The organism is Streptomonospora sediminis, assembly GCF_054778995.1.
On the sequence record NZ_BAAGYZ010000029.1, the window covers coordinates 59,409 to 84,846 of the forward strand.

22 protein-coding genes are annotated in these 25,438 nt (G+C 72.4%); 7 read left to right on the forward strand and 15 right to left on the reverse strand.

The genetic code is table 11. From position 1 onward, the window contains the following. Positions 1–51: 51 nt before the first annotated feature. Together ACYVD5_RS07740 and ACYVD5_RS07745 are read right to left on the reverse strand one after the other, a co-directional pair. The gene (locus tag ACYVD5_RS07740; RefSeq protein ID WP_461000243.1) at positions 52–1,794 is read right to left on the reverse strand and encodes a DUF2637 domain-containing protein; all 1,743 of its coding nucleotides are present in this window, start codon (positions 1,792–1,794) and stop codon (positions 52–54) included. A 581-nt stretch (positions 1,795–2,375) separates the two neighbouring features. Then, positions 2,376–3,143, reverse strand: coding sequence for an SDR family NAD(P)-dependent oxidoreductase (locus ACYVD5_RS07745; protein ID WP_461000244.1), 768 nt, complete (start codon positions 3,141–3,143; stop codon positions 2,376–2,378). A gap of 157 nt (positions 3,144–3,300) precedes the next feature. On the opposite strand from ACYVD5_RS07745, the gene ACYVD5_RS07750 reads away from it, so the two are divergent. The 4 genes from ACYVD5_RS07750 to ACYVD5_RS07765 all read left to right on the forward strand — a co-directional run bounded on the left by ACYVD5_RS07750 (position 3,301) and on the right by ACYVD5_RS07765 (position 6,148). Continuing rightward, the gene (locus tag ACYVD5_RS07750) at positions 3,301–4,203 is read left to right on the forward strand and encodes a LysR family transcriptional regulator (RefSeq protein WP_461000245.1); all 903 of its coding nucleotides are present in this window, start codon (positions 3,301–3,303) and stop codon (positions 4,201–4,203) included. Between the two features lie 158 nt (positions 4,204–4,361). Next, on the forward strand, positions 4,362–5,357 hold the full coding sequence (locus tag ACYVD5_RS07755) for a bile acid:sodium symporter family protein (protein WP_461000246.1): 996 nt from the start codon (positions 4,362–4,364) through the stop codon (positions 5,355–5,357). Between the two features lie 90 nt (positions 5,358–5,447). Then, positions 5,448–5,843 carry a hypothetical protein gene (locus ACYVD5_RS07760; RefSeq protein WP_461000247.1) on the forward strand — a complete coding sequence of 132 codons (396 nt, stop codon included), beginning with the start codon at positions 5,448–5,450 and terminating at the stop codon, positions 5,841–5,843. Positions 5,844–5,977: 134 nt separating this feature from the next. Beyond that, the gene (locus ACYVD5_RS07765) at positions 5,978–6,148 is read left to right on the forward strand and encodes a hypothetical protein (RefSeq protein ID WP_461000248.1); all 171 of its coding nucleotides are present in this window, start codon (positions 5,978–5,980) and stop codon (positions 6,146–6,148) included. A 139-nt stretch (positions 6,149–6,287) separates the two neighbouring features. On the opposite strand, the gene ACYVD5_RS07770 is transcribed toward ACYVD5_RS07765, so the two are convergent. Both ACYVD5_RS07770 and ACYVD5_RS07775 read right to left on the reverse strand, forming a co-directional pair. Next, complete coding sequence (locus ACYVD5_RS07770; RefSeq protein WP_461000249.1) at positions 6,288–7,241, reverse strand: glycoside hydrolase family 6 protein; 954 nt, start codon at positions 7,239–7,241, stop codon at positions 6,288–6,290. A gap of 160 nt (positions 7,242–7,401) precedes the next feature. After that, on the reverse strand, positions 7,402–8,049 hold the full coding sequence (locus ACYVD5_RS07775) for a nucleoside/nucleotide kinase family protein (RefSeq protein ID WP_461000250.1): 648 nt from the start codon (positions 8,047–8,049) through the stop codon (positions 7,402–7,404). A 137-nt stretch (positions 8,050–8,186) separates the two neighbouring features. Between ACYVD5_RS07775 and ACYVD5_RS07780 the strand changes: the two genes are divergently transcribed. The 3 genes from ACYVD5_RS07780 (at position 8,187) to ACYVD5_RS07790 (ending at position 11,534) form a co-directional block, all read left to right on the forward strand. Further along, a complete protein-coding gene (locus ACYVD5_RS07780; RefSeq protein WP_461000251.1) occupies positions 8,187–10,136 on the forward strand; it encodes a hypothetical protein in 1,950 nt (649 codons plus the stop codon). A 116-nt stretch (positions 10,137–10,252) separates the two neighbouring features. Next, positions 10,253–10,507: a DUF6343 family protein gene (locus ACYVD5_RS07785; RefSeq protein WP_461000252.1), complete on the forward strand. Its 255-nt coding sequence runs from the start codon at positions 10,253–10,255 to the stop codon at positions 10,505–10,507. Positions 10,508–10,715: 208 nt separating this feature from the next. Continuing rightward, positions 10,716–11,534 (forward strand): SAM-dependent methyltransferase, encoded by an 819-nt coding sequence (locus ACYVD5_RS07790; protein ID WP_461000253.1) that lies wholly within the window; start codon positions 10,716–10,718, stop codon positions 11,532–11,534. 201 nt (positions 11,535–11,735) lie between these two features. Here ACYVD5_RS07790 and ACYVD5_RS07795 read toward each other — a convergent pair whose 3' ends face one another. From ACYVD5_RS07795 to ACYVD5_RS07845, 11 genes are all read right to left on the reverse strand, one after another. Then, positions 11,736–13,361: a hypothetical protein gene (locus ACYVD5_RS07795; RefSeq protein ID WP_461000254.1), complete on the reverse strand. Its 1,626-nt coding sequence runs from the start codon at positions 13,359–13,361 to the stop codon at positions 11,736–11,738. After that, complete coding sequence (locus ACYVD5_RS07800; protein ID WP_461000255.1) at positions 13,358–15,559, reverse strand: hypothetical protein; 2,202 nt, start codon at positions 15,557–15,559, stop codon at positions 13,358–13,360. The genes ACYVD5_RS07795 and ACYVD5_RS07800 overlap by 4 nt, the downstream gene beginning before the upstream one ends. After that, positions 15,556–16,656, reverse strand: a complete 1,101-nt coding sequence (locus tag ACYVD5_RS07805) for a hypothetical protein (RefSeq protein ID WP_461000345.1) — start codon at positions 16,654–16,656, stop codon at positions 15,556–15,558. The genes ACYVD5_RS07800 and ACYVD5_RS07805 overlap by 4 nt, the downstream gene beginning before the upstream one ends. Before the next feature lie 140 nt (positions 16,657–16,796). Beyond that, positions 16,797–17,495: a Crp/Fnr family transcriptional regulator gene (locus tag ACYVD5_RS07810; protein WP_461000256.1), complete on the reverse strand. Its 699-nt coding sequence runs from the start codon at positions 17,493–17,495 to the stop codon at positions 16,797–16,799. A 340-nt stretch (positions 17,496–17,835) separates the two neighbouring features. Continuing rightward, positions 17,836–18,600: an N-acetylmuramoyl-L-alanine amidase gene (locus ACYVD5_RS07815; RefSeq protein WP_461000257.1), complete on the reverse strand. Its 765-nt coding sequence runs from the start codon at positions 18,598–18,600 to the stop codon at positions 17,836–17,838. Between the two features lie 216 nt (positions 18,601–18,816). Next, positions 18,817–19,560, reverse strand: coding sequence for a TSUP family transporter (locus ACYVD5_RS07820; RefSeq protein ID WP_461000258.1), 744 nt, complete (start codon positions 19,558–19,560; stop codon positions 18,817–18,819). Continuing rightward, entirely contained in the window at positions 19,557–21,008 is a 1,452-nt protein-coding gene (locus ACYVD5_RS07825; protein ID WP_461000259.1) for an aldehyde dehydrogenase family protein, read from the reverse strand. The genes ACYVD5_RS07820 and ACYVD5_RS07825 overlap by 4 nt, the downstream gene beginning before the upstream one ends. A 31-nt stretch (positions 21,009–21,039) precedes the next feature. Beyond that, positions 21,040–22,419 (reverse strand): MFS transporter, encoded by a 1,380-nt coding sequence (locus tag ACYVD5_RS07830; protein WP_461000260.1) that lies wholly within the window; start codon positions 22,417–22,419, stop codon positions 21,040–21,042. Between the two features lie 32 nt (positions 22,420–22,451). Further along, positions 22,452–23,465: a zinc-dependent alcohol dehydrogenase gene (locus tag ACYVD5_RS07835; protein ID WP_461000261.1), complete on the reverse strand. Its 1,014-nt coding sequence runs from the start codon at positions 23,463–23,465 to the stop codon at positions 22,452–22,454. 81 nt (positions 23,466–23,546) lie between these two features. Further along, on the reverse strand, positions 23,547–24,476 hold the full coding sequence (locus tag ACYVD5_RS07840; protein WP_461000262.1) for a hypothetical protein: 930 nt from the start codon (positions 24,474–24,476) through the stop codon (positions 23,547–23,549). Continuing rightward, the gene (locus tag ACYVD5_RS07845; RefSeq protein ID WP_461000263.1) at positions 24,473–25,357 is read right to left on the reverse strand and encodes a carbohydrate kinase family protein; all 885 of its coding nucleotides are present in this window, start codon (positions 25,355–25,357) and stop codon (positions 24,473–24,475) included. The genes ACYVD5_RS07840 and ACYVD5_RS07845 overlap by 4 nt, the downstream gene beginning before the upstream one ends. Positions 25,358–25,438 lie beyond the last annotated feature (81 nt).

Below are 25,438 nucleotides of genomic sequence, written 5' to 3' on the forward strand. Positions count from 1 at the left end.
TCCGCCCGCGCGGACCCGCCATGCGCGCACCGGGGGCACCCGGTACGGCGCCTACTCCCCGTAGGAGGTGCTCACCAGCCGGGGTTGGCCGTCCTCGGACTCCTCGATGCGGACGTCCCCGCTGGAGGCGGCGTTGAGGATCTCGTTGCGGTACCGCCGCGCAGTGCGTGGGGCGACGCCGATCTGCCCGGCGATCTCCTCGTCGGTGATGTCGGGGATGGTGTCCACCAGCTGGCGAACCCGCTGGCGTCTCTCCTGCGCACTGGGCCGGGGCAGCGAACGCGCATTGCGCCGCGGGGGCGGGTCGGCGGCGGCTTCCGCCGCCTCCGGATCCGGTTCCGGTTCCGGTTGAAAGTCCGGATCGGCGTCGGACCCGGGTACCGATACCGCTTCGGGCTCGGGGCGCGTTTCGGCGCCGGTCTCCAACGGGGCGGTCGGGGCCGGACCGGATTCGGGCCGGGCGGTGGGCGCGGGGCCGGTTGCCGACGCAGGCGCCGGGTCCGGCTCGCCGGGCCGCTCGGGGGACTCGGCGGGTGCGGATCCGCCGGCCGCCCCGGCGGCCGGGGCCTCCGGGATTTCCGGTGCCGTCGGTTCCGGGTCGTCTTCGGCGTGGAACTCCGACGCCGGTCCGGGCGCCTGGAACACCGGGGTGTGGCCGCGTTCGGCGCGGTCGTCGGTGGACCCGGCGCGCAGGCCGTCCGCGTCAGCGGCGCCGGAGGCGTCGCCGCCCCGGTCCGCCGCGGAGTCCGGGGCGTCGGCGGTCGCCGCCGCGTCGGGTTCGCCGTTCGCGCCGCTCCGGCTGCTGCTGCCGCCGCCATCGGCCGCCGTGCCGTGCCCGTTCGGACCCTCGTCGGCGCCGGGAATGGCCACGGCCGTCCACTCCGCCTGCCCGGCCCCCGCCGCAGGGCCCGCCGGCGCCGGCGGGTTGGGCGGCAGCCCCAGCAGGACGCGCGCCTCGTCGGCGGTCATGGCCACCCGCGAGGCGGTCATCGCCCGGATGATCTGGAACGCGGCGGGCAGGTCGTAGCCGTTGTCGAGCATCCACTTGAGATGCCGCGGGGTGGCCTTCCGCCACCGGTTCGCGTACTGCTCGCGCAGCATCGCGTACGCCAACTGCCGCTGCTGCTCGCGTTCCAGCGCGTCGGGGTAGGACATGATGCCCGAGCCCAGCATCAGCCGGGCGACCTTCAGTGTCGACAGCGGGTGGGCGATCCACCGCCCGGCCGGGATGCGGTCGGCGGCGCCGCCGTGCGCCAGTCCGGCCAGGTGGCGCACCCAGGCGGCCACGCCCTCGGCGATGAGGATGATGACCACCGGCGGGCCGGCGTGGCCCAGGTAGGACGAGGTGGTGCCTTCGCCCTGGGAGACGTTGAGCACGATGGTGATCGCCGAGAGCCCGTAGGCCGACCACCGGTTCAGCGGGTGGCGGCGCCCCTGCCACTCCATGACCAGGTCCATCGCCAGGAAGTAGACGATGACGGCGTCGATGCCCAGCGGGAACAGGAACCGCAGGTCGCCGCCGTTGATCGCGGTGAGCTGGGTGCGCTCCAGCCAGGTCGCCGACTCGTACAGCGCGGCATAGCTCATGGTGAACGCGACCATGATCAGCAGCAGCGCGGCCGCGGCGATGAGGGCGGTGGCCACGAGGTAGCCCGTGTGCAGGCCGGAACCGGTGGTGCGGGGGCGCTGCTGGCGGGAGAGCAGGGCGCGCAGCCCGGCGATGACGACCACCACCAGAACCACTGCGGCCGTGGCGATTGCCCACCACGGCACGTCCGAGATCCACGCAGGCATCAGGTCTCAACTCCAGAATCAGGGCGCACTGCACCAAACCCACGCGAGTGTGGCAGAGACATGTCTCTTTTACGCGATCCGGCGACCACTGCATCGGGTCGCCGTGCGGTGCGTGCGGGTGTGCGGGGGGCGGCCGGATCCGGCAACGCCCGCGGTGAGGGGCGGTGCGGGGCGGCTAAAACGCCGCCATGGCCGCTGACGGGAAATCCCCGCCCGCCGCGCCGGAAATCGGGCGGGGGGACGGTACCGCGGACCCGATCGGCAAGTCCGCGGCGCCGACGGACGGTCGGTTTGTCGGCTTCCGCGACAGCATAGCCACTGCGGTCCGCCGGAACCCAGGGGGGTCCACGGGGCTGGGGGACCGGCCGGACACGGGCCTGCGACTCCGGCTCTGCTCTTCCTGGCGGCGCCTGCTCTTACTCTCCGCTCTTGCTCCTGGTGTTGTCCCTGCTTCCTGCTCCGGATCGTTCCCGGGTGCGCCGCCCCTGCAGCTCCGGAGCGGTAGCCGTGGGACCGCTCCCGGAAGGCCGGACGCTAACGCGTGCCGCGGGTGCCCAGGGCCGCGGTTCCGCCGGTCCCGTTCACCGCGGCAGCGGCGCCGCTGCCGCCTGGCCGTCGTCGCCGCCCCGGAAGACGCCGGGCACTCCCGCGCCCGCCAGCAGCGCCAACCCCACCGGGCCCTCGGTGCGCTGTCCGGGAACCCGGGCGCCGCCGTTTCCGGCGAGCGGGGAGCCCGGGTACAGGTCGGTGCCGGCGCCCTCCGCGCTCACCGCGTCGACGCGGATTCCGTCCGCGCGCAGCGCGTTGGCGTAGCTCAGGGTGACCGCGTCCAGCGCGGCCCGGGCGGAGTTGTAGGCGAGCAGGCCGCGCGTGGCGGTCGGGTGCCCCGGGTCGCCGACGAAGGTCAGCGACCCCAGCGGGCTGGACATGTTCACCACTCGGCCCGCGTTGGACCGGCGCAGCAGCGGGACGCAGGCCGAGGTCACCCCGACCACGCCGACCACGTTCACCTCGTAGGACGCCCGCAGCAGTGCAGCGGAGATCTCGTCGGTGGGCACGCCCCGCTCGGTGGCCGCACCGGCGTTGTTGACCAGGATGTCGAGCCGCCCGGACTCCTCGTCGATCCGCCGTACGGCCGCGGCGACATCGTCGTCGTCGGTTACGTCCAGCGCAACGGCGCGCACGTCGCCTTCCAGCGCCGCCGCGGCGGCCCGGCCCTGCTCGGAGTCGCAGGCGCCCAAATAGACGATCATGCCTGCTGCGGCCAGGCGTCCCGCGACCTCGCGGCCGATTCCCTTGCTTCCCCCCGTTACGAGTGCCACCTCGCGCCGCTGCCCGTAGTCGATCATCGGTCCCCCAGTTGCCCTTCCGGATCGCGGATGCTTCGCCATGACATCATTCGGACCCGCTGGTGGGAAAGGCGGCCGGAGACCGCACCGGACGCACCGGACGGGCCAGGTTAGTCGGCCTTTATATTCTGTGGCGTGCAAGGTTAGGCTTTCTTACATGCTCAGCGTCGACCGAATGCGCATCCTGCACGCGATCGCGGCCAACGGATCCCTCAACGGCGCTGCCGAAGCGCTGCACGTCACAAGCTCAGCCGTGTCCCAGCAGCTGACGAAACTGGAGCGCGAGGTCGGCCAGGCGCTCGTGGAACGCAACGGCCGCGGAGTCCGGCTCACCGAAGCGGCGCAGATTCTCGTGGAGCACACCGGGCAGATCCTGTCCCTGGTGCACCAGGCTGAAGCCGCGCTGGAGTCGCACCGCGGCGAGATCGTCGGCACGCTGGAGCTCGCCGCCTTTGCGACGGGGGCCCGCGGGCTGATCATCCCCGCGCTGGCCCTGCTGGCCCAGGCGCACCCCAAGCTGCGGGTGCAGCTCAGCGAGCAGGAACCCGACGACAGCATTCCCGCAGTGGCGCGCGGCGACGCCGACGTGGCGGTGGCCGTCGACTGGGAGGGCGCACCCATCGAGCTGCCCAAGTCGATGGTCAAGACCCCGGTCATGGTCGACGTCGCCGACGTTGCGCTGCCGGTCAACCACCCGCTTGCGCACCGCGAGCTGCTGGAGCTCGACGAGGTCGTCGGCGAGCCGTGGATCAGCTGGGGCAAAGGCTCGATCTGCCACGACTGGCTGGTCGGCATGCTGCGCGCACGCGGCGTGGAACCGTGGATCGCCCACGCGGTCGAGGAACACCAGACCAAGCTGGCGATGATCGCCGCCGGGCTGGGCGCCGCCGTGCTGCCGCGGCTCGGGCGCGGGCCGGTACCCGACGGTGTGCGGCTGCTGCCGGTCCAGCCGGCGCTGGTCCGGCAGGTCTTCGCCTTCTGGCGCAAGGACGCCGCCCGCCGCCCCGCTGTTACGGCAGCGGTGCGCACCCTGCGCGAGGTCGCCGCCCACCACGGCTAGCGAAAGGGCCGCCGCGGCCTTCGGCTCTTGCCGCCGTTTGCCCTTCGGCCCTGCGGCCGTGGCCGCCGCACCGGCGGCATTGCGGCCGGCCCCCGTTTCGGCCCGCACCCGCCCCCCCGGGTGTCAGGACCCGGCCGCGGCCTGCTGGAATATCCGCCATGAGAATTCTGGTCAAGGCCGCGGCATTCGCCGGACGCTGGTTCGGGCTGCTCATCCTCGTGAGCGCGGTGCTGGGCCTGCTCGTCCCCGACCAGGCGGCCCGGCTCACCCCCTGGATCAGCGTGCTGCTCGGGGTGATCATGTTCGGCATGGGCCTGACGCTGCGGCCCGCCGACTTCAAGATCGTCCTTACCCGGCCGCAGGCGGTGGTCGCCGGTGTCATCGCCCAGTTCGTGATCATGCCGCTGGTGGGCTGGGGACTGGCGCAGCTGCTGCAGTTGCCGCCGCTGCTCGTGGTCGGCATGGTGCTGGTGGGCGCCGCCCCGGGCGGCACGTCCTCCAACGTCATCGTCTTCCTCGCGCGCGGCGATGTCGCGCTGTCGGTGGCCATGACGTCGATCTCGACCCTGCTCGCGCCGTTCGCCACCCCGTTGCTGGTGCTGTGGCTGGCCGGGTCGACGCTGCCGGTCGACGCCGGCGGGCTGCTCGTCTCCATCCTGCAGGTCGTCCTCGTCCCCGTGGTGCTGGGCATCGGGGCGCGCGCCCTGTTCTCGCGGGCGGTCGAGAAGGTGCTGCCGCTACTGCCGCTCGTTTCGGTGGCGGGCATCATGCTGGTGGTGCTGGCGGTGGTGGGCGCCAACGCCGACACGCTGCTGTCCACCGGTGCGGTGCTGGTGGTGGCCGTCGTGCTGCACAACGCGGTCGGTGTCGCCCTGGGCTACGGGGCGGGCAAGCTGGTGCGCCTGCCGGAAAGCGCGCGGCGTGCCGTCTCCATCGAGGTCGGCATGCAGAATTCGGGCCTGGCCGCGACCCTGGCCACCGTCCACTTCGCACCGCTGGCCGCCCTGCCGGCCGCGCTGTTCTCGGTCTGGCACAACATCTCCGGCGCGCTGATCGCCTCGTACTGGTCCCGCCGCGCAGCTGCGGCGGACACCGGTGCGGAGGGCTCCGCGGCCTCCGGCGGTGCCGGTGGTTCCAGCGGCGCCGCCCAGTAGCGGGCCGCCGCCCGGTAAGTAGCATGCTTCCGGGGCCGCCCTGCGGGGCGCGACCGCCCCCCGTTCGCCCGGCCCACCGGAGGCAGCAGCATGGTCCAACCGCAACCTGATCCGCCCTATTTGTGGGGATTGCGCATTACCGCCCTCGTCCATGCGGTGCTGCTCGCCGTGGAGTTCACCACGGCGGGGCAGCTCCTCATGCAGGACATGTCGGTCATGGGGATACACGCCGGTACCGCTATCGCGGTGCACGTCGCCGGAGGTGCGCAGCTCATCGCCGCAACCCTGCTGGTGCGCCCGGGCGGCGGCCCCGTCTGGCCGGCCGCCGCCAGCGCCGCCGCCTTCGCCGCAAGCTTCGCCCAGGCCTACTTCGGCAGCCACGGCATGCTCGGTCTGCACGTCCCCACCGCACTGCTGCTGGTGATCCTGGTGGTCGCTGTGCTGGCCGCCTCGTGGCTGCGCCCGCTCCAGCGCGCCGGTAGCTGAACCGCTGTCCGCGGGCCACGGGGGCGCGGCAGGCCCGCAGCGCGCGGACGGGGATCGGCGTGGCGCGCCCGTGTGAGCTGCGGCGGACCGGGTAGCGGGGCCGTGATCACCGCAGACCCGGAAAGAAGAGCCCCATGACCATGCCCGAGGAGTCCGGGGAGAAGACTCCGGACACCGACCAGGTCCTTCCGCAGCCGCAGGACGAGAGCGAACGAGAGCCCGACACCCGCCGCGAGATCGAGGCCGAACTCCAGGACGCGATGGAGGAGACCGGCACCGACCGGGAGGACTTCGAGGAGCAGTGAGCAGGGGCGCACGCACGAGTGCGCACGGGCGGCACGGGCGCGGCCCGTGCGGCGGCGGCAGAGGGGGAGGGTGCGGTCGGCACCCTCCCCCTCGAACCCGCAGCGCCGGTGTTCCCCGGCACGTCCGGTGCCTGCAGGATCAGCCCGCGGCCACCGCCAGGTCATAGGCTCGCTGCGGCACGAACTCGCCGGCGGTGCCGATGCAGCCGTCGGCCTCGCCGGGCAGCTTCACCCACAGGAACGCGTCGATGACCGGGTTGCCGGTGTCGGTCGTGCTTTCGGTGCCGATCGCCCGGCCGGCGGGGTCGCACCATTCCGACCCCAGCGGCCCGTTGCCGTTGCGGCTGGTGTCGACGACCGCGCGCAGGCCGGAGTGCCCGGTGGCGGCGATGATCTGCTCGGCGTAGGCGGTTTCGTCGGCGGTCCGGTTGTAGTTGGACACGTTGGTGGAGATCCCGTGGGCGCTGTTGGCGATATCGGCGCCGTTCAGCCGCGAGGCGATCTCGCCGGGGGCGTGCCACCCGGAGTGCCCGGCGTCGAAGTAGACGCGCGCCTGGGAGGAGCCGGCCATCAGCGCCTTGCCGGCGTAGGCCATCGACTCCATGACCTCGTTCTGCTGCCCCTGGTCCATGCAGCTGTCCATCAGCGACAGGACATCGGGCTCCATGACGATCGCGGCGGGGCGGCCGTCGAGTCCGGCGGCGACCTGGTCCACCCAGGTGCGGTAGGCCGAGTGGCTGGGCGCGCCACCGCCGCTGTGGTTGCTGCAGTCGCGGTTGGGGATGTTGTAGACGACCAGGATCGGGGTCTTCCCGGCGGAGTCGGCCGCCCCGACCAGCGCGTCCACCTGGCCCTGGACCTCGTCCGGGTTGTACTCGGTGAACCAGGTGCCCTGCGGGACATCGGCGATGCGGTCGGCGATGACACCGGCGCGCGAGTCGTCGGGGTTGTCGCGGACCCACTGGGCCGAGGCCATGTCCGGGTTGACGTAGAACTCCGACTCGGCGGCCGAAGCGGGGGTTGGGCCGGCTGCCACCGCAGCGGCCAGTACGAGCGCGGCGCCGGCGATGGGGCGCACGGATTCTCGGAACATGCACGAGTCCTTTGTCGTTGCAGCGGCCCCCGTGGACGGACAGCGGGGCGCCCGTATTGCTGGGAGCGCTCCCACATATGCCGGACTTTAAAGGAGTGAGAGCACGCTGTAAAGAGTTGGAAACATGCCGTGAATCCGGACCGCCCGCCGCCGGCCGGGGTCAGCGCAGGCGTTCGGAGTGGTCCAGGCGCACGATCCGGGAGCAGTTGGCGCGGCTCGCCTTCACGATCTCGCTGTTGGCGCGGTCGCTGCGCTGCACCCAGGCTTCGGCGTCGCCGCGGCTGCGGCCGCCGGCCATCTGGCGGTCGACCAGCCGGGCCTCCCTGGTGGTGTCGTCGGCTTCGACGTACCAGAGGTCGTCCAGCAGCGCCCGGACCTCGCGCCACAGCGGGGCGTCCTCGGCAAGGTAGTTGCCTTCGGTCACCACCAGCCGGACCCCCGGTTCGATCGCCTGCCGGGCTGCGATGGGCTCATCAAGGGTGCGGTCGAAGTCGGGGGCATAGACCGGAGCGTCGCCGACCGTGTGCAGCCGCCGCAGCATGGCCAGGTAACCACGCACGTCAAAGGTGTCGGGCGCGCCCTTGCGGTCGCGGCGGCCGAGCCGCTCAAGTTGCGCGTTGGACAGGTGGAACCCGTCCATCGGCAGGTAGGCGGCACTGGACGGCCCCAGCCCGTTGCGGACCTGGTCGACCAGATACCGCGCCAGCGCCGATTTTCCCGCCCCGGGCGGACCCGCGAGGCCGAGCACCGCCCGCGATGCGGACCGCGCCGCCATGGTCCGGGCCTCGGCCGCCAATTCCTCCAGCATGGGATCACTTTAGGCCGTTGCCGGCGGGCCCGTCCGCTGCGATCTTCCCAAGGGTGTGGAAAACGCTCCGGCCGCCAGGCTGCGGCCCTATGGTTGGGGGCGGATTCGACCACCGCCGCCGTACCGGGGAGCCACCCATGCGCCTCACCTTCACCGGAGCCGACCCCCGGGCCTACCTTGATTCCCGCTCCCGCATCATCGCCGCGGTGGCCGAATCGTCCGAACTCGACCCCGCCGTACCTCCCGCCGCGTTCCTCGCGCCGGTTCTCGACTTCAAGTACGGGTTGAACGGTGTCCACAACGGCGACGGCCGGCTTGCGCTGTGGCGCGACGACCACATCCGCGACCTGCTGCTGAGCTACCTGCCGCGCGTGCTCGTCGCCGACGAGCCGCACCGGGCCGCCGATGCGCTGCTGCAGTGGCTCGGCTTCCTCGACGACCGCGGCCTCTTCGACCCCGGATCCTATTCGCTGGTGGAACTCCGCACCCATGTCGAGGAACTGCGGCCCGAGTTCCACGAACGCCTCGCCGATCCCGCCCGGTTGGCGTCCGAGGCGTTCTGGGCCCGCGAAATGGCGGCGCACGGAATCAATGACGGCGATCCCGATGCCGTCGACACGTTCATCGAGGGTGTCAACGACGGGCGCGTAGCCGTCGACACCGACACGTTGTACACCATCCTCGAACGGGAGATACACGAGGACACCGGATTCGAATCCCCTCAAGGGCATGTGCTGCCCGTCGTCGACACGCCGGCACCTGACGAGGCGGCGCACTTCGCGGCACAGACCCCGGTCGTCACGGCGCTGGTGGCGCTCGACTCCGCGGTCGGCGCCGGCGGCGTTCCCGTCCGCGAGTACCGCGAACTTACCGAAGATTCGGCTGCGCGCTTGGCCTCGGTGGCGGTTCCCGGGCTCTCGGCGCAGCGCATCGTCGATATCGCTGCCGAGATCGGCACCATCCGCTCCTACCGCGGCCACCTGGTACCGGTGAAGAAGAACCGGGCGCTGGTGCGCCACCCCGACCTGCTCTTGGCGCGGGCGTTGCGGGTTCTTCCCGATTGGGACCGGATCGGCTTCGCCGACCCCGAAGACGACCGGTCGCCCGACCTCGCCATCGACCCCGGCGGCGGCATCGCGCAGTTCGTCTGCACCGCGCTCTACCAGGCGGGCGGCGACGGTTTCGCCGTGGGCCACCTCGTTGACGAGGCCGCCGCTGCGTTCGCAAAGGCGTGGGACAACACAGAGCACGACGGCGGCGGTGACGAGTACGGCGACGAAGCCGCCCGGCCCGGTACCGCGGCCGGCACCCCCGATGACACGGCCGCCGAAACCGCCGATGAAACAACCGCGGCCCTCGACCTGTCGGTGCGCCGCATGTGCCGCATCCTGGTCTCCTTCGGCGCCGCCGAACTCGTTACCGGGCCCGATTCAACCGACTGGGTGCGCGCCACCCCCGCCGGCATGCGCGGGCTGCGCGACCACTACACCGGACTCGGGTTCACCGCCTACAGCAGCGCCGAACTCGCCGCCGAACCGGCCGAGCTGCTCGTCTGCCTGGTCGACTCCGGGCTTGCCGGCGACGATGCCGTTGCGGCCTGGGCCGATGCCCGCACCGAAGACCAGAGCGCCGCCGAACTCGTGGCGCTCGCCGAACGCACCGACGACCCCGACCACGAGGCCATTGCGCTGCATGTGGCCGTGCACGAGGCCGGCGATACCGGCATGGACAAGGTCCGCGAATGGGCCGCCGATCCCGAACGCGGCGGTTTCGCGCGCCGCTGGCTGGCCACCAACGGCTTCATGAAAATGGAGGAACTGAGCAAGGACGACTGGCTGCTGGGGCTGCTCCAGTCGCTGGAATCGGTCACGAGCCAGTTCGGTGCGGGCGAATGGGAATCCGGCGAGGCCCTCGAATCCGCGCCGGAACTCGCCACCATCTTCGCGGATCTGCCCGAGCTGCTGAGCGGTCAGGAACCCCCCGTCCGCACCCGCGCCCGCCGCGTCACCGAGCGGATCGTGCACTCCCACCCCGACCCCCACGTCACCGAGGCCGCCAGGAGCGCGCTGGCACATTTGGGGCAATGAGCCCCTTGCGCGCACCGGACCCCGTGCTGCGGGGGCCGTGTTTGCGCCCGCCGTACGCTCGGGTGCGCTTGCATTCGGGCGCGTGCGGCGGGTAGCGGTGCGCGCAGGAGGCCGCCATGAGACGTCGCAACGCAGACCGCCCTGCGCGGGGCACCCACGACCGCCCCTACAGCGCATTGAACCTCCGGCTGGTCCTGGCCTCGCTGGGCATCGTCATCAGCCTCGCTCTCGGCGCGGTGGCCTGGGCCGCCGATCTGCCCGTCGCGGCCGCCATCCTCTGGGTGCTCGCGGCGGTGGGCGCGGTCGACCTGGTGGTGGTCCTGCGGCGCCGCCGCCAGCGGGGCCCGGGACACCGCTCACTGTTCGAATGACCGGATCGGTCGGTCCAAAGCCCGGGTGCGGGACTGAAAACAACAGTTGGGACTCAGCGGGCCCGCAGCCCCGAACAGCCCCGGAACGGCGGATACCGAGCGGTAGGATGATCACCCGAAACCACGCAGTGGCGGGCCTTGGACGCTTTCGGAGTCGGTGTGCCCCGGGGGGCGGCCGTCCGCCATCCCCGAACTGGGAAGAATACCGATGAACGACACCCCCTCCTGGCCGAAACCCGCGTCCGACCCTGTCCCCACGATCGACACTTCCGTGCCGCACTCCGCGCGGGTCTGGAACTACTGGCTCGGTGGCAAGGACAATTACGCCGCCGACCGCGAGGCCGGCGACCAGTTCCTGGAGAACTTCCCCGAGGTGCCCGCATTCGCCCGCCAAGGCCGCGGATTCCTGATGCGCGCGGTCACCTACCTCGCCCGCGAGGCCGGTATCCGCCAGTTCCTCGACCTGGGCACGGGCATGCCCACCGCGAACAACACCCACGAGGTCGCGCAGGAGGAGGCGCCGGAGTCCGAGATCGTTTACGTCGACAACGACCCGTTGGTCCTGGCGCACGCCCATGCGCTGCTCGTGGGTACGCCCGAGGGCAAGACCGACTACATCCACGCCGACATCCGCGACCCCGAGGCCATCATCCCCATGGCCCGCGAGCGGCTCGACTTCGACCGCCCGATCGCCCTGATCCTGATGGGCGTGCTCGGCCACATCGACGCCGACGAAGTGCCCGGCATCGTCCGCACCCTGGTCGACGCCCTGCCTAGCGGCAGTTACCTGGCCCTGTGGGACGGCACCGACACCGACCCCACGGTCCTGGCCGCACTGGACGACTACAACTCCAACGCGCCGCTGCCCTACCGGCACCGCAGCCCCGAGTGGATCACGGCCCTGTTCGACGGCCTGGAGGTCGTCGAGCCCGGCCTGGTCCCCTGCCCGCAGTGGCGCCCCGAACTCGCCGAGGTCGGCAAGAACCTCGACGCCCCGTCACTGGCGGGAGTGGGCCGCAAGCCCTGACCTGCGCCCGAACCCGGCGCCGGGGCGGCGGCGCGGCAGCGCGAACCCGTATCGGCCACCCCGGCCACGGCCCCACCGCCGCCCCGCGCCCTGGTCCGGCCGTGGCGCGTGCCCAGCTACTCGCCGCCACCCCCGTCGCCGTCGGACCGTGAGCGATTCGGCGGGTTGGGCGGATCAGGAGCACATCGTGCGGTGCGTTGGTCAGCTAAGGGGTCGGAAACCGGACGGATCCGCCTGCGGCCCGGGGCCGGGCTGCCCGCTGCCATTGGCGCCATCGGTCGGCTTGGTGGGACCGGTATCGTCGGGGCCGCTCGGACTCGCCCTGTTGGCCTGGTCCGCGGATGCGTCCCTGGGGGAGGACACGGTTCCATCGGCGCTCGACGTCCAGGCCGCGGCACCGAACCAGCGGCCGGCGGCGCCCGCACCGTCGTCCGCCGGAGCTTGGTTGCGGTCGCCGTCCCGGGGGGCGGGACGCGGATCCTCCGCACCGGCTGCCGGGTCCGGCTGTTCGGCTTCGGGGCCCGGATCGGCCGCCCCGTAGTCGCCGTGCTCTGCGCGGTGGCCCGCTCCGGCACCGGTGCCGGAGTTTTCCGATCCGTCGGCGCTGCCGGAGGGGTCTGCGGCGCTCGCCGGGCCGGCCCCGGCGGACCCGCGGTCGCGCATCACTCCGGCGAGATCGGCGCGTCCGGCTTCGGCGAGCATGGCCGCGACCACTTCCACGCGGTCGCGGCCCTGGGCGTTGCCCGAACCGGCGAGCACACCCCCCATCACATGTACAGCACGCCGCGGGTCGTCGGCGCCGCCATGTCGCCCACCGCCGTCGCCGCTGCCGATGTCGCCGCCGGACACCGTCCCGTGCCCGGCGCCGTTGGAGCCCGCGGGGACGCGGGTGCCGGGATCGAAGAGTGTGCCGGGGAATCCGGGAGGCGGCGCCGCGCCACTTGTTTCATCGCCAGGGCCGCTCGGCTCGGGGCCCTCGGGCGGGTTCGGCGACGGTGGCTCGGGTTCGGGCTCGGTGGTTCCGTTGGCGAGGTCCCGGTACAGCGGCGGGATTTCGGTGCCGCCCGTCGCCGCCGTCAAGCGGGACAACGTGCCGATTTCGCCCACGGTGTCGTGGATGGCTTCGGGATCGCGGGCCAGCCACCACAGCACGGCCTGGCCCGGATCGGCGAGCATCTCGCTGCGCAGGTACTGCCGGAAGTTGCGTTCGGCAGCGCGTTCGTGCTCGCGGACCTCCTCATCCTTGCGGAAGCCGCGGATCCGCTCCAGCCGTGCCGCGTCCTCGTCGTGCAACTCCAGCCGCACCTCTTCCGCCCACACCTCGATTCCGTCCGGCTCGGCACGGACCGCCTGGCCGAGTGCGGCGGCGAGGCGGTGCCCGGTGAGTTTGCAGTCCTGCGGTGGGTCATTGCGGGTGAGCTCGGCGGCCCGCTCCACGATCAGGCTCTTGGCGCGCCCGCCGCTCCCCGGATCGCTGCCGCGGTCGGTTCGCCACCAGACCACGCCGGACAGGAGCACGTCATACTCCGGGTGGGCGCTGGGCAGCGGAGCCTTGGCCAGGTGCGCCCGCCGCGGCTCCCAGGGAGCGGTGGATGGGGCCGGTGCGGGCTGCTCGGACTCTGCCGCGTCCCGTGCCGGCGCGGTTGGAGGCGGTGCCGGTCGGTGGGATGTCCCGGGGCCGCGCAGCAGGAGTACCACAAGTCCGCTGAGCCCGAGCGGCACTGCGCACCACAGCAGGCCCCACCATCCTGCTGCGGCGGCGAGCACCGCGAGTACCGCGGCGGCGAGCAGCGCGAGCGCCGCAAGCAGGCGGCTGTCCACGGTCATCGTTGCGTCTCCTTCGGTGTCTGGGTGGTACCGGTCCGCGTGGTCCCGCTTCGCCGCACGGCCCGTGCGTGTTGGAGGAACAGATCGCCGAGCTCGCGGCGCCGCTGGAGCGCGGGCGGGCACGTACGCTCGTTCGACCAGTTCAGCGCGGCTGCGTACAAGGTCGTCCACTGCTGCGCGTCGCAAGCGGCGGTGGCGACCGCGCGGAGCCGCTCCGGAAGCCGCCCTTGCCCGCTGGTGCCCGCCTGGGGACCGGTTGGCTGCGGGGTATCGAATGCGAAGGCCGTCAGCCAGCGGTGCGTGTACTCGCGCACGTCGTCGTCGGCTGCGGCCATGGCGGCGGTCAATGCGATGAGCTCGTCCCGGCTCACGGCGCGTGCCGGGTTCCGGCCGTGGCCGCGCAGTACCGCCGGCTGAGTCGCTTCGCGCAGAAGTGCCCGATCGGTGGCGTAGACCTCGCGTCCCGAGCGGTGGTCCCGGCCCATGCGGTCGGCGAGGATACTGATCAGTGTCCGGTGGTTCCACGAGTCGCGGGCCAGCCGCAGCAAGGCGTCGGACGCCTGCCCGGCGACTCCGCCGTTCCGGTGGCGGGCGAGGTGCCGCAGGCGGACGACCGCCTGCGGGGGATGGGTCGGCGCCACCACCTTTTCGCACAGCCCGATGAGGGCATGCGCGACCGGCGGAGAGAGCGAGGTATCGGTGGCCCATTCGCGTATGCGCCTGCGCGTCAGCGGCGCCGCGCGGTCGTCGCCCAGCATCGCCTCAAGCGCTCCCAGGAGCAGGTTCGGGTATGCGGATTCCGGGGTCTTTCCGCCGGCCCAGGGCTCGACGGCGGCGAGTAGGTGCTCGGGACCGCGGGTGCGCAGGTGCTGCTCGGCGAAGCGCTGGCCGAGCACGGCCAACGTGGGAGCGTCCAGCGCGGTGTAGGCGCCCGTGCCCGGTCGGGCACACCTTTCCACCCACGTGCGGAAGGTGTCGTGCTGGTCGGGGAAATCGTCCCAGAACCGGTTGCGCACCGCGGCATCGTAGTTGAGGCCGCTGAATGCGAGCGTGCGGTCGGCGGTGGTTTCCACGTTGAGTTCGTTGAGCTGAGCTATGAATCCCTGGCGTGCCAGGCCGGGTTGCGGTTCCTCGTCGCCCAGCTTGGCGCAGCTCAGCAGGTTCTCGGCGGCCTCGAAGACCGCGTCGGTGGTGCGGCCGCTGAGCATGGCGGCTGACAGCAGGACCGCGCGCTGCCGCACGCCGCCGTTCCGCTCGATCTGCTTGCTCACCGCGCCGACCCAGTCGGCGGCATCGTCCATGGCCGTGCGCACTAGGTCGTTGAGGCCCGCGGCCCCGGCCTCCGGCTTCGCGGCGAGGCGGACCACGTGGTCCGCCAACCGTGGGACCTCGTCCACGGGCAGCGCCTGCAACCGCGCCACCATGGTGTCGTCGAGGGCACCGGACAGAGCGACATTCCGGTAGTCGAGGTGGTTGTGCAGGACCTGCCGGATATCGGGAGGTTCGATGCGGACGATGGCGGCGCGCAGATGGTTGCGCACCGCTGCTTCGTGCTCCTCGGAAACCACGACGACCAGGTACCCCTCGCGCGCACCGACCCGGTCCCGGTAGGCGGTCAGTTGCCGGTAGACCCCGTTGACCAGGTCGTCCTCCAGCGCGGGTAGCTCCAGCAGCAGGAGCTCGCCCTGTTCGACCGCGTCCTTGTGCAGGTAGGGTTCGCTTTCCTCGGCGTCGGGAAGCGTCCGGATCGTGGCCGGAGGGTTGTACACGGCGTCGAGCAGCTTGATCGCCGCGGCGCGGCGGCCACTGCCGCGCGGACCCGATAGTACGACCAGCCCGCTTCGGCCGAGCTCGTCTTCGGCCCTGCCGAAGCCGTGCGGCCGGACGAAGCACGCACGCAGCAGGTCGGCTTCCTCCTTGACCACGCGCCCGGAGACGCGCCCGCGGGCTCCATCGGCGGACGACGAATGTGCGTTCGCCAGCGCGGTGAGCGCCGAGTCGAGCACGTTCTTCTGGTAATAGTTGTGCTGTTCCCCGATGTAATGCTGATCGCCGTCGCCCGAGTGCATCGGACCCTGCTGGTTTGTGGCCACAGTGCGCGCACCGCCCCGGACCGACCCGACACCGCCGCTGGCGGGCGCCGGCTCCGGCTCGGGCCGATCCGCCCGGTGCGGCGGGAACGGCTGTTCGGTGGTCACCACGTTCCCTCCCAGTCGTCGTCGCCCAGGTCCGGCCCGTCCCAGTCGTCGGCGGCATTGCGATCGGGCCGGCGACGCCGACTTCCGGTCGGTTCGGGCTGCTGCCGGCTGTTGTACTGGTCGCCGCGCCCGGTATGCACAGGGCCGCTCGCGCCGCTGATCACGGTGCCGACATCGCCGCTGATGTCGCCGATCCCGCCGTAGCGGGTGCCGGTCTCGAAGCGGTCGCCGGTGTGCAGGCCGCCGTGGACGGCGCCTGCCTGCACACCGCCTCCGGAGACGGAGCCGGCCTGGTTGGCGGTGGCGCCGCGGTCGGCGTGCACACCTCCGGGGGACCGGCCGGATTCCATTGGCGACCGGTCCCGGGGCGGCCGCGGGCGCCCGGTCGCATCCGGCCCTGCGCCGTCGGCACCGGAGGTGTCGGCGGTATCGGGGGCCGATGAACGGGTTGCTGGATTTCCCGATGGGCGCGGAACGTAGACGTAAGCCTCGGCGCTGAACTCCTTTGCGGGAATGGCTGCGTGGGCCTCGTGGAAGTGGTCGCGCGCCAGTCCGGTGTAGCCGCCCTGGACTGCGTCCTGGTACACCCGCCGCGAAATGATCGCGCTGAGCAGGGTGATATCGGGTGCGGATTCGCTCAGGGCTGCGCGGACCGGTGGGGAGTCAACGAGCCGGTGCGTCTCGGTCATCGCGTGTCCGACACCGTCGAGACCGTCGTCGCCGCCAGTGTCGTGCAGCGGTCCCACCTCGATGCCGGCCCGCAGCCGGAGCCGCAGCGAGCGGTCGAGCACGGCGAACTCGTCCTGGACCCCCTCCAGGACATGCTGGATCTCGCCGAGCAGCGGGTGGACGAGTCGGCCCAGGTATGCGGGGTCGACGCCCACGACGAAACCGTCGCCCGTGCTCTGCGGGAAACTCGCCCGCTCCCATTGATCGGCGAGGCCGGCGCGGTGGAACGCCGCCTCCAGCACAGCGGGGATCTTGCCGCTGAGTGCACGCTGGTTGAGCGAGGAAGCCCGGCTGTAGCGCTCGGCGTCCACGACGAGGACGGCTCGGTAGGGGGGAAGGATCATGCCGGCGGGCGGCGGCCGGAACATGTCAGTCACTGGAGCACTCCTTCAAAGGGGGCAGGCGCGGACCAGAGAGGTCCCGCCGTTGTGTCCCCGACTCTCACAGCGGGCGCGGCGGCACTGTGTCCGAGATCGGACACATGGCTGCCGCCCGCGGGCGACGTGCATCACAGTGCGCCTTCGGCCAGCTTCCGCAAGCGGTCGACGTCCAGCACCGCGACATAGCGGCGTCCGGTGCGCACCACGCCGAGGTCGCGCAGACGGGCGAACTCGGCGGCGACAGAGGTCCGGGAGAGGCCCACGGCATCACCCAGTTCCCGCTGCGAAAGCCCGAGCCGCAGCGTTACGGTGCGGTTGCCGTCTGCACCGGCCTGGAAGGGGGAGTGGTGGTCGCGGGTGAGCGCGACGTACCGGAGCAGGGCGGCGGCGAGCCGTCGGCCGGAGGGCAGGGCCACCATTTCGGCCCGCAGTGAGTCGCTTTCGGCCTGCCGCAGCACCACGTGTTGCCATAGGGCCGCCTCCACCCCCATTTCGCGGGCGAGGTCGTAGAACCGGGTACTGCTGAGGACCCTGGTCAGGCAGTCGCCGCCCGATGCGGCCACGGTCGCGGTGCGGGGCAGCCCCGATACCGCCGAGAGTTCGCCCAGGGACTCGCCGGGGCCGCGTAGCGCTAGCAGCACACGGTCGCTATCGGGGCGCACCGTCGTGACCTTGACCATGCCTTCGGCGAGCAGGAACACGCTGGTGTCGCGGGCGCCCTGGTGGATGATGGTCTCGCCGTCGCTGTAGCGGCGCGTGGCGCCCGCCCGGAGGAAGGCGCTCCACTGCGCATCCGACAAGTGGCCGCCGAAGCCCTGCCTGCCCAAAGCCGGTCCTCCTCCGTGTGTGTCGGTGAGACCTTTCCCGCATGCGGGCACCAGTTGGGCTGCAGCGGCCGACTGTCCGCATCCGGTCGCGGGTGTTTCGGGGTGCGGAAGCGGTGGCACGCAGGCGGACCGGCTGTAGAGTCCCGGGCTACCGGCACGACGGAGCCCTGGCGGAGGGTGCCGCCAGGGCTGGTGTGCCGGTCCGCGCACCCGGGGACCGGGGGTAGGCGGTTGGGCGCCCCGGGGTTTCGGGTCCGGGGGTTCGCCGATTCGGGACCAGGGTCGGGGGCGGGGGCTCAGCACCGGTCCGCGGACCGGATGCGCGGCGCCGGCGCCGGTATCAGGTGTGTTGGCCGATCTGGTGGATCACCATGGCCTGCAGCAACTGGGAGTAGGCGTGGCCGCTGACGCGGTCTCCCCACCCTTCCTTTGCGGCGGAGCCGACGTCCTTGCGGACCAGCCGCAGGGCCTCGGCGGTGGCGTCGCCGTAGTCGCCGTCGACGCCGTGGGGTTCCAGCGCATCGCCGCGGCCGGCCTTGACGATCATCGACTGCAGACCGATGACCTCTTCTTTCAAGCCGTTGTCGCTGCTGTCGCCCTTCTTCAGCCCGATCAGGGACATGTCGCCTCCTCCGATGCCGGACCCGTCGGCGGGCATGCCGTTGTGGACCCAGGAATGCAGATTGCTGCCGGGGCAGGTGGTGCTGTTGACGTCGCGGTGGCCCTTCGCCGCCAGTTCCCGCCCGGCGTGGTCGCAGGCCTGGTCGTAAAGCGCGCGGATGGCGGATTTCGCGGCACCGCTCGGGCTGTTCTGGCCGATGTAGCAGACGCCGATGCCGCTGGTGTTGTGGCCGACCGCGTGCGCACCCACGACCAGCCAGCCGCGGCCTTCGTAGGCGTTGCCGTCTTGGTCGACGAGCAGGTTGTAGCCGATGTCGGACCAGCCGCGGTTGTCCATGTGGAAGTCTTGGATGGAGCTGATGCTTTGGCTGGTGGGGCCGGCGGAGTGGTGGACTATGAACTCGGTGCGCGTGCCCCATGAGACGGTGTTGCGGCTGTGCGGCGGGCGCGCGCCCCACTCGGAACGATCGATGATATTAACCATTGCTCCGTCCTCCTGACATAGCAAAATCTTGGCATCGTTCCGAGGTCGGGCGCTAACGGTCCGCGATTCTCGCAGGTAAACGGAAGGCAATCGGGTCGCCGGATCACCCAACCTGGCCGCCCGGTTACCGAACGTAGCTGTCCGCGCCCCGCCCGTCTGCCTTCGGGTGCCGCCATCGGCCCCGGTCAGCGCCTGCGCCGCCGTAGTGACCGCTCTCTACCACAGGGCGGCACCGGACCACAGCACGGCACCGCGGACCGCACCAACCGCAGCACCCAGCAGCGCGATCGCCAGCATGAGGGCGCGGGTGCGCTCCACGCTGACACACCCCGCGATCCGCCCGCCCAGGGCGGCCCCGGCCGCGACAAGGACCACGGCACCGGCGAGCACCGCCGGCGGAAAGGGCGGCCAGCCGCGTGCCGCCAGCGAGGCGATGTTGACCGCGAGCAGGAAAAGCTGGCTGGTGGGCACCAGCACCTCCGCCGACCAGCGCTCGGACTGGGCGTGCAGGGCGACGGGCGGGCCGCCCAGTCCGGCGCTTGCGTTCATGAAGCCCGACAGCGCCCCGGCCGCCAGTGCTCCCGGGCGGCCGCGGAGCACGGCCGCGCGTCGGCTCACGGTCACCAGCAGCACCGCCGCACCTGCCAGCACGCCGACCAGCACCATCAGCGGGCCTTCCGGCACCCGGTGCTGCACCGCGACCCCCAGCGGAACGCCCGCCAACGCGGGCACGGCCATCAGGACCGCGCGGCGCCGGTCGAGCCCGTGCCGGGTGCGCACCAGCACGAGCGCGCACAGCACCGCCGAGAGCAGGTTGGCGACCCCGACCCCGGCGCCGGGCCCCGCCGCCAAGACCAGGAACGGCGCCGCGACCAGCGCGAACCCCAGCCCGGTGACCCGTTGGGCGGCGGCGCCGCAGACGATGGCGCACCCGCCCAGGCCCAGCACCGCAGCGGTCACGGCCGCAGGCCGAGCGAGGTGTAGCGCAGTTCGGTGAACTCCTCGATTCCGGCCGATCCGCCCTCGCGCCCCAGGCCGGACTGCTTCACCCCGCCCAGAGGGGCGAACGCGACGTTGGGCAGTGGCTCGTTGACGCCGACGATGCCGACGTGCAGCCGCTCGGCCGCTCTCCAGCAACGGTCGACGTCGCCGGCATAGACGTAGGCGGCCAGGCCCATGTCGGTGTCATCGGCCATCCGCAGGGCGGTGTCCTCGTCGGGGGCCCGCACCACGCCGGCGACGGGCCCGAAGATCTCGGTGGTGGCCAGGCGCGCGTCGCGGGGCACGTCGGCCAGCAGCGCGGGGGCGACGTAGCTGCCCGCTTCCGGAAGCGTTCCGGTCCGGTCCGCGGTGAGCGTGTGCGCTCCGCCCGCCACCGCCTCGGCGGTCATGGCCTCGATGGCCCTCCGGTGGCCGTCGTCGATCACCGGTCCGAGGTCGGGCACCGGGTCGGCGAGCCCGTTGCCCACGGTCATGGCATCGATGCCGCGGACCAAGCCATCGACGAACGCGTCGTAGACCTTTTCGTGCACGATGAACCGGTTGGCCGCCACACAGGACTGGCCGGTGTTGCGGAACTTGGCCAGCAGCGCGCCCTGGACGGCGCGGTCGACGTCGGCGTCCTCCAGGACGACGAACGGCGCGTCGCCGCCCAGTTCCAGCAGCGGGCGCACGAGCCGGTCGGCGCACAGATGCATGATCTCGCGCCCCACGCGGGTGGACCCCGTGAAGCTGGCGACCCGCACCGCCGGGTGCGCCAGCAGCGCGGCGGTCGCCTCCCGGGGCGGGCCGTGGACGAGATTGACCGTGCCGTCGGGCAGGCCGGCGTCGGTAAAGCAGCGGATCAGCTCGGTGGCGGCGAGCGGCGCCTTCTCGCTGACCCGGGCCACGACCGTGCAGCCCGCGGCCAGCGCCGGCGCGAGCTTGCGCGCCTGGATCGAGCACGGAAAGTTCCACGGGGTCAGGCTCGCAACCACACCCGCCGGATGGCGGCCCACCAGGTGGCGGCGGTGGGCCGCCTCGTGCGGCAGGATCCCGCCGCCTGAGCGGCGGGCCTCTTCGGCGTACCAGCGGACGAACTCGATGGACAGCCCGATCTCGCCGGCGGCCTCGGGGAGGCGTTTGCCCGCCTCCTGCGCCAGCAGTTCGGCAAGCGCGCCGCGGCGCTCTTCCATGCGGGCGGCGGCGGCCAGGAGCAGGTCGGCCCGTCCGCGGGCCGGGGTGGCCGCCCAGTCGGGCAGCGCGCGGGCGGCGGCATCGGCGGCAGTAGCGGCGTCGGCAGCTGCATCGGCGGGCGATGTCCAGTCGACGGTGCCCGCGAGGCCGCCGTCGGCGGGGTTGTGCACGGGGAACCGCTCTGATCGGGTGTCCCACCGCCCGCCGATCAACACGGTCGGCTGCTCCGGCATTTTCCAGGCTCCTTACTGGGGAAGGGGTGGCTCAACGGGGCTTGGCGGCGCCGGTGCCCTGCGCGGGCGCCGCGGGGTTGGCGGGGTCGGCAGGGCCTGCCGACCGGTTCGCCCCGGTCGTGATCGCGGCGACGCATCCGGCGGTCACCAGGGAGGCGATGATGAAGCCGGCGGCCACCAGCCACGGCTCGCCGTCGCCCGCGACCAGCAGCGCGGTCGCCACGGTCGGTACGTAGCCGCCGACGATCGCCGAGGCCTGGTAGGCCAGCGACAGCCCGGTGTAGCGGACGTTGGCCCCGAACATCTCCGTGAACAGGGTCGACTGGACGGAGAACATCATGGTCGGCACGAGCACGTACACCGCGACGAACGCGAGCGTGATGAGAGCCAGCGACCCGGTGCCGAACAGCCAGAACATCGGCAGCGCCAGGACCGCACCCAGCAGCGCGCCCGTCATGTACACCGGGCGGCGGCCGATCCGGTCCGACAGCGCCCCGAACAGCGGGACCGCGACCAGACCGATCGCCGAGGCGACGAGCATGCCGTCGAGTGCGGCATCGCGGTCGACGCCCACCTGCGTCGACACGTAGTAGATGCCGAAGGCGTTGACCACGTTGGAGCTGACCGTCTCGCCGATCCGCGCGCCGAACGCCAGGGCCAGGTTGCGCGGGTGCTTGCGGAAGACCTCGATGAACGGCGGGCGCTGCTTCTCGGCCGAAGCCTCGCGCTCCCGGCGGGCCCGCTCGAACTCCGGGCTCTCGCTGATCTTCAGCCGGATGAACAGTCCGACCACCAGCAGCAGGGCGCTGAACAGGAAGGGGATGCGCCAACCCCACGCCTCGAAATCGGCATCGCCGAGCTGGGTGACGAGCGCGAACGCGCCGGTGGAGAGCAGGATCCCGCCCGAGGCCGCGGCCTGCGGCAGGCTGCCCCAGAAACCCTTCCGGTGCTCGGGCGCGTGTTCGATCGTCATGAGCGCGGCCCCGGCGTACTCGCCGCCGATCCCCAGCCCCTGCGCCAGCCGCAGGACCACCAGCAGGATCGGCGCGGCCACGCCGATGCTGTCGTAGGTGGGCAGCAGGCCGATCACCGCCGTGCCCACACCCATCAGGATGAGGGTGACCACCAGCACCGACTTGCGGCCGTAGCGGTCGCCGAAGTGCCCGAAGACCACCCCGCCCAGCGGGCGGGCCACGAAACCCACGCCGAAGGTGGCGAACGCGGCGATGGTGGCGGCGGCGGGGTCGATGTTGGGGAAGAACAGCTTGCCCAGCACCAGCGCGGATGCGGTGCCGAACAGGAAGAAGTCGTACCACTCCATGAGCGCGCCGGCGAAGCTCGCGATCGCCACGGTGCGCACTCGGCTGCGCCCGCCCGGCTTGTCAGGGGTGTGCGGCGAAGTGTCTGCCATGAGGTACTCCTGCGAGGGAGGGAGCGGCGGCCTCAGCCGCCGATCCGGATGAGGACCTTGACGGTTTCGGGGGACGCCGCGGCGGTGTAGGCCTGGGGCGCGTCGGCCAGCGGGTAGCGGGCCGAGATGAGGGGACGCGGGTCGATCCGTCCGCCGGCGATCGCCGCGATGGCCGCGTCCACGTCGGTGGGCGTGTACATGCCGCTGCCGACCAGGTCGATTTCAAATCGCTGCATGCGCGGCAGCGGAAGTTGCCAGGTGTCGTCGTGGGGGACCCCGACCGTGACCACGCGGCCGCCGGGCCGGGTGGCGTCCACCGCTGTGCGCACGGTGGCGGGCACCACGACGCAGTCGAACGCCGCGCTGCAGGTGCCGGGTTCGACCGGTGCCGTGCCGGGTTCGGGAACCGCGTCGGCGCCGAGTGTGCGGGCCAGCTCCCGTTTGGCGGGCATGGGCTCGACCAGGGTGATCCGCCCGGCGCCGGCCGCCCGTGCCGCCGCCGCGACGCACAGCCCGATGGGCCCGCCGCCGATGACGAGGACGTCCTCCAGCGCGCCCGGCTGCGCGCCGGCCCGGCCAACCGCGTGCCAGGCCGCTGCCAGCGGTTCGGCGAGTACGGCCGCGTCCAGCGGCAGCCCGGTCGGCAGCGGATGGGTCTGGGCGGCCGGTACCACCACCCGGGTCCGGGCCGCGCCGGGGCGCTTGTAGCCCAGGACCTGGGCGTGTTCGCAGTGGTTGAGCAGCCCGGCGGCGCACGCGGCGCAGGTGCCGCAGGAAACCAGCGGGTTGAGCAGCACGCGGTCGCCCGCGGTCCGGCCGGTGACGCCCGCGCCGACCGCGGTGACGACTCCGGCGACCTCGTGGCCGGTGACCACGGGCGGCCGGACGAACGGGTGCCGGCCGTCGAGCAGGTGGAGGTCGGAGCCGCAGATCCCGGCGAAGGCGGGGGCGATCACCAGTTCACCCGCGCGGGGGTTCGGCTCCTCCTCGACTTCTCCCACCGCGACCCGGCCGATGTCGGTGAATCGGATCTCCTGTACCAGCATGCCCGTCCTTTCTGGGCTGATCTGGGATGCTCTGACTGGTATGGGCGGTTGCGCGCCGGCGCGTGCGGCGGCCGGCTCCGCTCAGGAGCGGTCGGCCATGGCGGCGTCGACAATGCCGCCGAGGCGCTGCAGGCGGGGGACCGCGTCCTCGCGCAGGGCGGCGCGCACGTCGTCGGCGCCGACGCACGCGCTCCACACCGCGCGCCCGGCGAGAAAGCCCGACGCGCCTTCGGCACAGGCCAGCTCGACGGCGCGGGGGAACTCGTCGGCGGGCACGCCCGAGGACAGCACCACCCACGGCGAGGCGATGAGGGAGTTCAACTCGGCGCAGTGGCGGCGGACCTCGTCGTCGGTGCCCTGGCCGCGCAGCGGGACCTCGGCCTTGTACAGGTCGGCGCCGAGCGTGCCCAGCTCCGCGGCCGCGTCGCGCACGCCCTGCTGCCACACCTGCGGGTTCCACGCGCCGCCCGAGAGCGGCTTGCGCGAGACGGGCTCAACGATGCTGACCAGCCCGGCGCGGCGGCAGCGCTCGGCGAACTCCGCTACCAGGGCGCGGCGGCGCTCGGGTGAGCCGTCAGGCCGGTGCACGACGAGAAGCTTCATGGCGACCGCGCCCTGCTCGCGCACCCGCTCGGGCACGGCGCCGGTGTCGATCTCGACGTCGGCTACCGGTTCGCCGCTGCCGGGGACGAAGTGGTCGGCCGAGCTGATCAGGCCGCATTCGGGGGCGACGGCGTTGGCGCCGACCACGGCGTCGAACGCGAACTGCCGGTCGACGAGCACTCCGGAGGCGTGCGGGGTGAGGATTTCGGTTGCGGCGACCTTGAAATCGGTCAGCACTTGGTCGGGCACCTGTCGGCGCACTTCGGGCGGCACGGTGCCGTCGTCGAGCGGGGCGGCGCCGGCGAACATCAGCCGCAGGGCCTCCCGCTGGTCGACCGCGAGCATGGCGAATCCGCCCGACGGCCGGGTCAGCGCGGAAAGGTCGTAGCGGGTCTGCGCGGTGGTCACTGGTTCTCCTCAAGGGTTTGCCGGAGTTCGTCGGGCGTGGGGATCGCGGAGCGGCCGTCGACACCGCGGCAGGACAGCGCCGCCGCGTAGGCCGCCGACCGCATGGCGTCCGGCAGCGGGTCGCCGCGCACGGCGGCGGCCAGCAGCGCGCCGTGGAAGACGTCGCCTGCGCCGAGGGTGCTGGCGGCGTCGACCTTCAGGCTTGCGACGCGGTGGAGGGAGCCGTCGCTGTCGCACCCGATGGCGCCGTCGGCGCCGAGGGTCGCCACGGTGCGCACGGCGCCGGTGCGGGTGATCAGTTCGGCGAGCGGCAGCGGTCCATACTCGGCCGCCAGTCGTTCGCCCGTCGGCACGAACAGGTCGATCGCCGCGGGGTCGAGGTCCGGAACCGGGTTGCCGCCGTCGACCGAAAGACGCGGCCGGTTTGCGGGCGCCATGCCGCCGAGCGCGTCGGCAACGGCCGGCCAGCCGAGGTGGTCGGCGTGCACCCAGTCGGCTGTGCGGATGAGCCGCCGCGCGTGGCCGGTCAACTGCAGGGCGCCTCCGGGGTGGACGCAGATGGCGCGGGTGCCGCTGGTGGTGTCGCTGATGATGACCGAGGAGGCGGTGGTGCCGGGGCCGGCCACGGCGACGCCGGAGGTGTCGACCCCTTCGGCCGCGAGCCCGGCAACGAGCCGCTCCCCTTCGGGGTCGCCGCCCACGGTCCCGACGAAGTGGGTCGGGGTACCCAGCCGGGCCGCTGCGACAGCGGCCGTGGCGGCGGGGCCGCCGCCGGCCTGGGTCACGGTTTCGGCCACGACCCGCTGATCGGGGCCGGGGAAGCGGTCCACGACCGCGATCGCGTCGCTGACCACGGCACCGACACAGACCACACGAGTCACTGCGCCTCCGAACACCTGCTGTGCGAAACGGGTGGGAAAGGTGACGGGCATCTCGCCGTCATGTTCGTATATTCACAAACG

Excerpts from the sequence above, each read along its gene's own strand:
- ACYVD5_RS07750 (WP_461000245.1), top strand. The coding sequence starts at position 3,301 with ATGCTCAGCGTCGACCGAATGCGCATCCTGCACGCGATCGCGGCCAAC.
- ACYVD5_RS07775 (WP_461000250.1), bottom strand. The coding sequence starts at position 8,049 with ATGCTGGAGGAATTGGCGGCCGAGGCCCGGACCATGGCGGCGCGGTCC.
- ACYVD5_RS07825 (WP_461000259.1), bottom strand. The coding sequence starts at position 21,008 with ATGCCGGAGCAGCCGACCGTGTTGATCGGCGGGCGGTGGGACACCCGA.
- ACYVD5_RS07780 (WP_461000251.1), top strand. The coding sequence starts at position 8,187 with ATGCGCCTCACCTTCACCGGAGCCGACCCCCGGGCCTACCTTGATTCC.
- ACYVD5_RS07805 (WP_461000345.1), bottom strand. The coding sequence starts at position 16,656 with ATGTTCCGGCCGCCGCCCGCCGGCATGATCCTTCCCCCCTACCGAGCC.
- ACYVD5_RS07785 (WP_461000252.1), top strand. The coding sequence starts at position 10,253 with ATGAGACGTCGCAACGCAGACCGCCCTGCGCGGGGCACCCACGACCGC.
- ACYVD5_RS07795 (WP_461000254.1), bottom strand. The coding sequence starts at position 13,361 with ATGACCGTGGACAGCCGCCTGCTTGCGGCGCTCGCGCTGCTCGCCGCC.
- ACYVD5_RS07815 (WP_461000257.1), bottom strand. The coding sequence starts at position 18,600 with ATGGTTAATATCATCGATCGTTCCGAGTGGGGCGCGCGCCCGCCGCAC.
- ACYVD5_RS07740 (WP_461000243.1), bottom strand. The coding sequence starts at position 1,794 with ATGCCTGCGTGGATCTCGGACGTGCCGTGGTGGGCAATCGCCACGGCC.
- ACYVD5_RS07765 (WP_461000248.1), top strand. The coding sequence starts at position 5,978 with ATGACCATGCCCGAGGAGTCCGGGGAGAAGACTCCGGACACCGACCAG.
- ACYVD5_RS07830 (WP_461000260.1), bottom strand. The coding sequence starts at position 22,419 with ATGGCAGACACTTCGCCGCACACCCCTGACAAGCCGGGCGGGCGCAGC.
- ACYVD5_RS07835 (WP_461000261.1), bottom strand. The coding sequence starts at position 23,465 with ATGCTGGTACAGGAGATCCGATTCACCGACATCGGCCGGGTCGCGGTG.
- ACYVD5_RS07770 (WP_461000249.1), bottom strand. The coding sequence starts at position 7,241 with ATGTTCCGAGAATCCGTGCGCCCCATCGCCGGCGCCGCGCTCGTACTG.
- ACYVD5_RS07790 (WP_461000253.1), top strand. The coding sequence starts at position 10,716 with ATGAACGACACCCCCTCCTGGCCGAAACCCGCGTCCGACCCTGTCCCC.
- ACYVD5_RS07760 (WP_461000247.1), top strand. The coding sequence starts at position 5,448 with ATGGTCCAACCGCAACCTGATCCGCCCTATTTGTGGGGATTGCGCATT.
- ACYVD5_RS07755 (WP_461000246.1), top strand. The coding sequence starts at position 4,362 with ATGAGAATTCTGGTCAAGGCCGCGGCATTCGCCGGACGCTGGTTCGGG.
- ACYVD5_RS07745 (WP_461000244.1), bottom strand. The coding sequence starts at position 3,143 with ATGATCGACTACGGGCAGCGGCGCGAGGTGGCACTCGTAACGGGGGGA.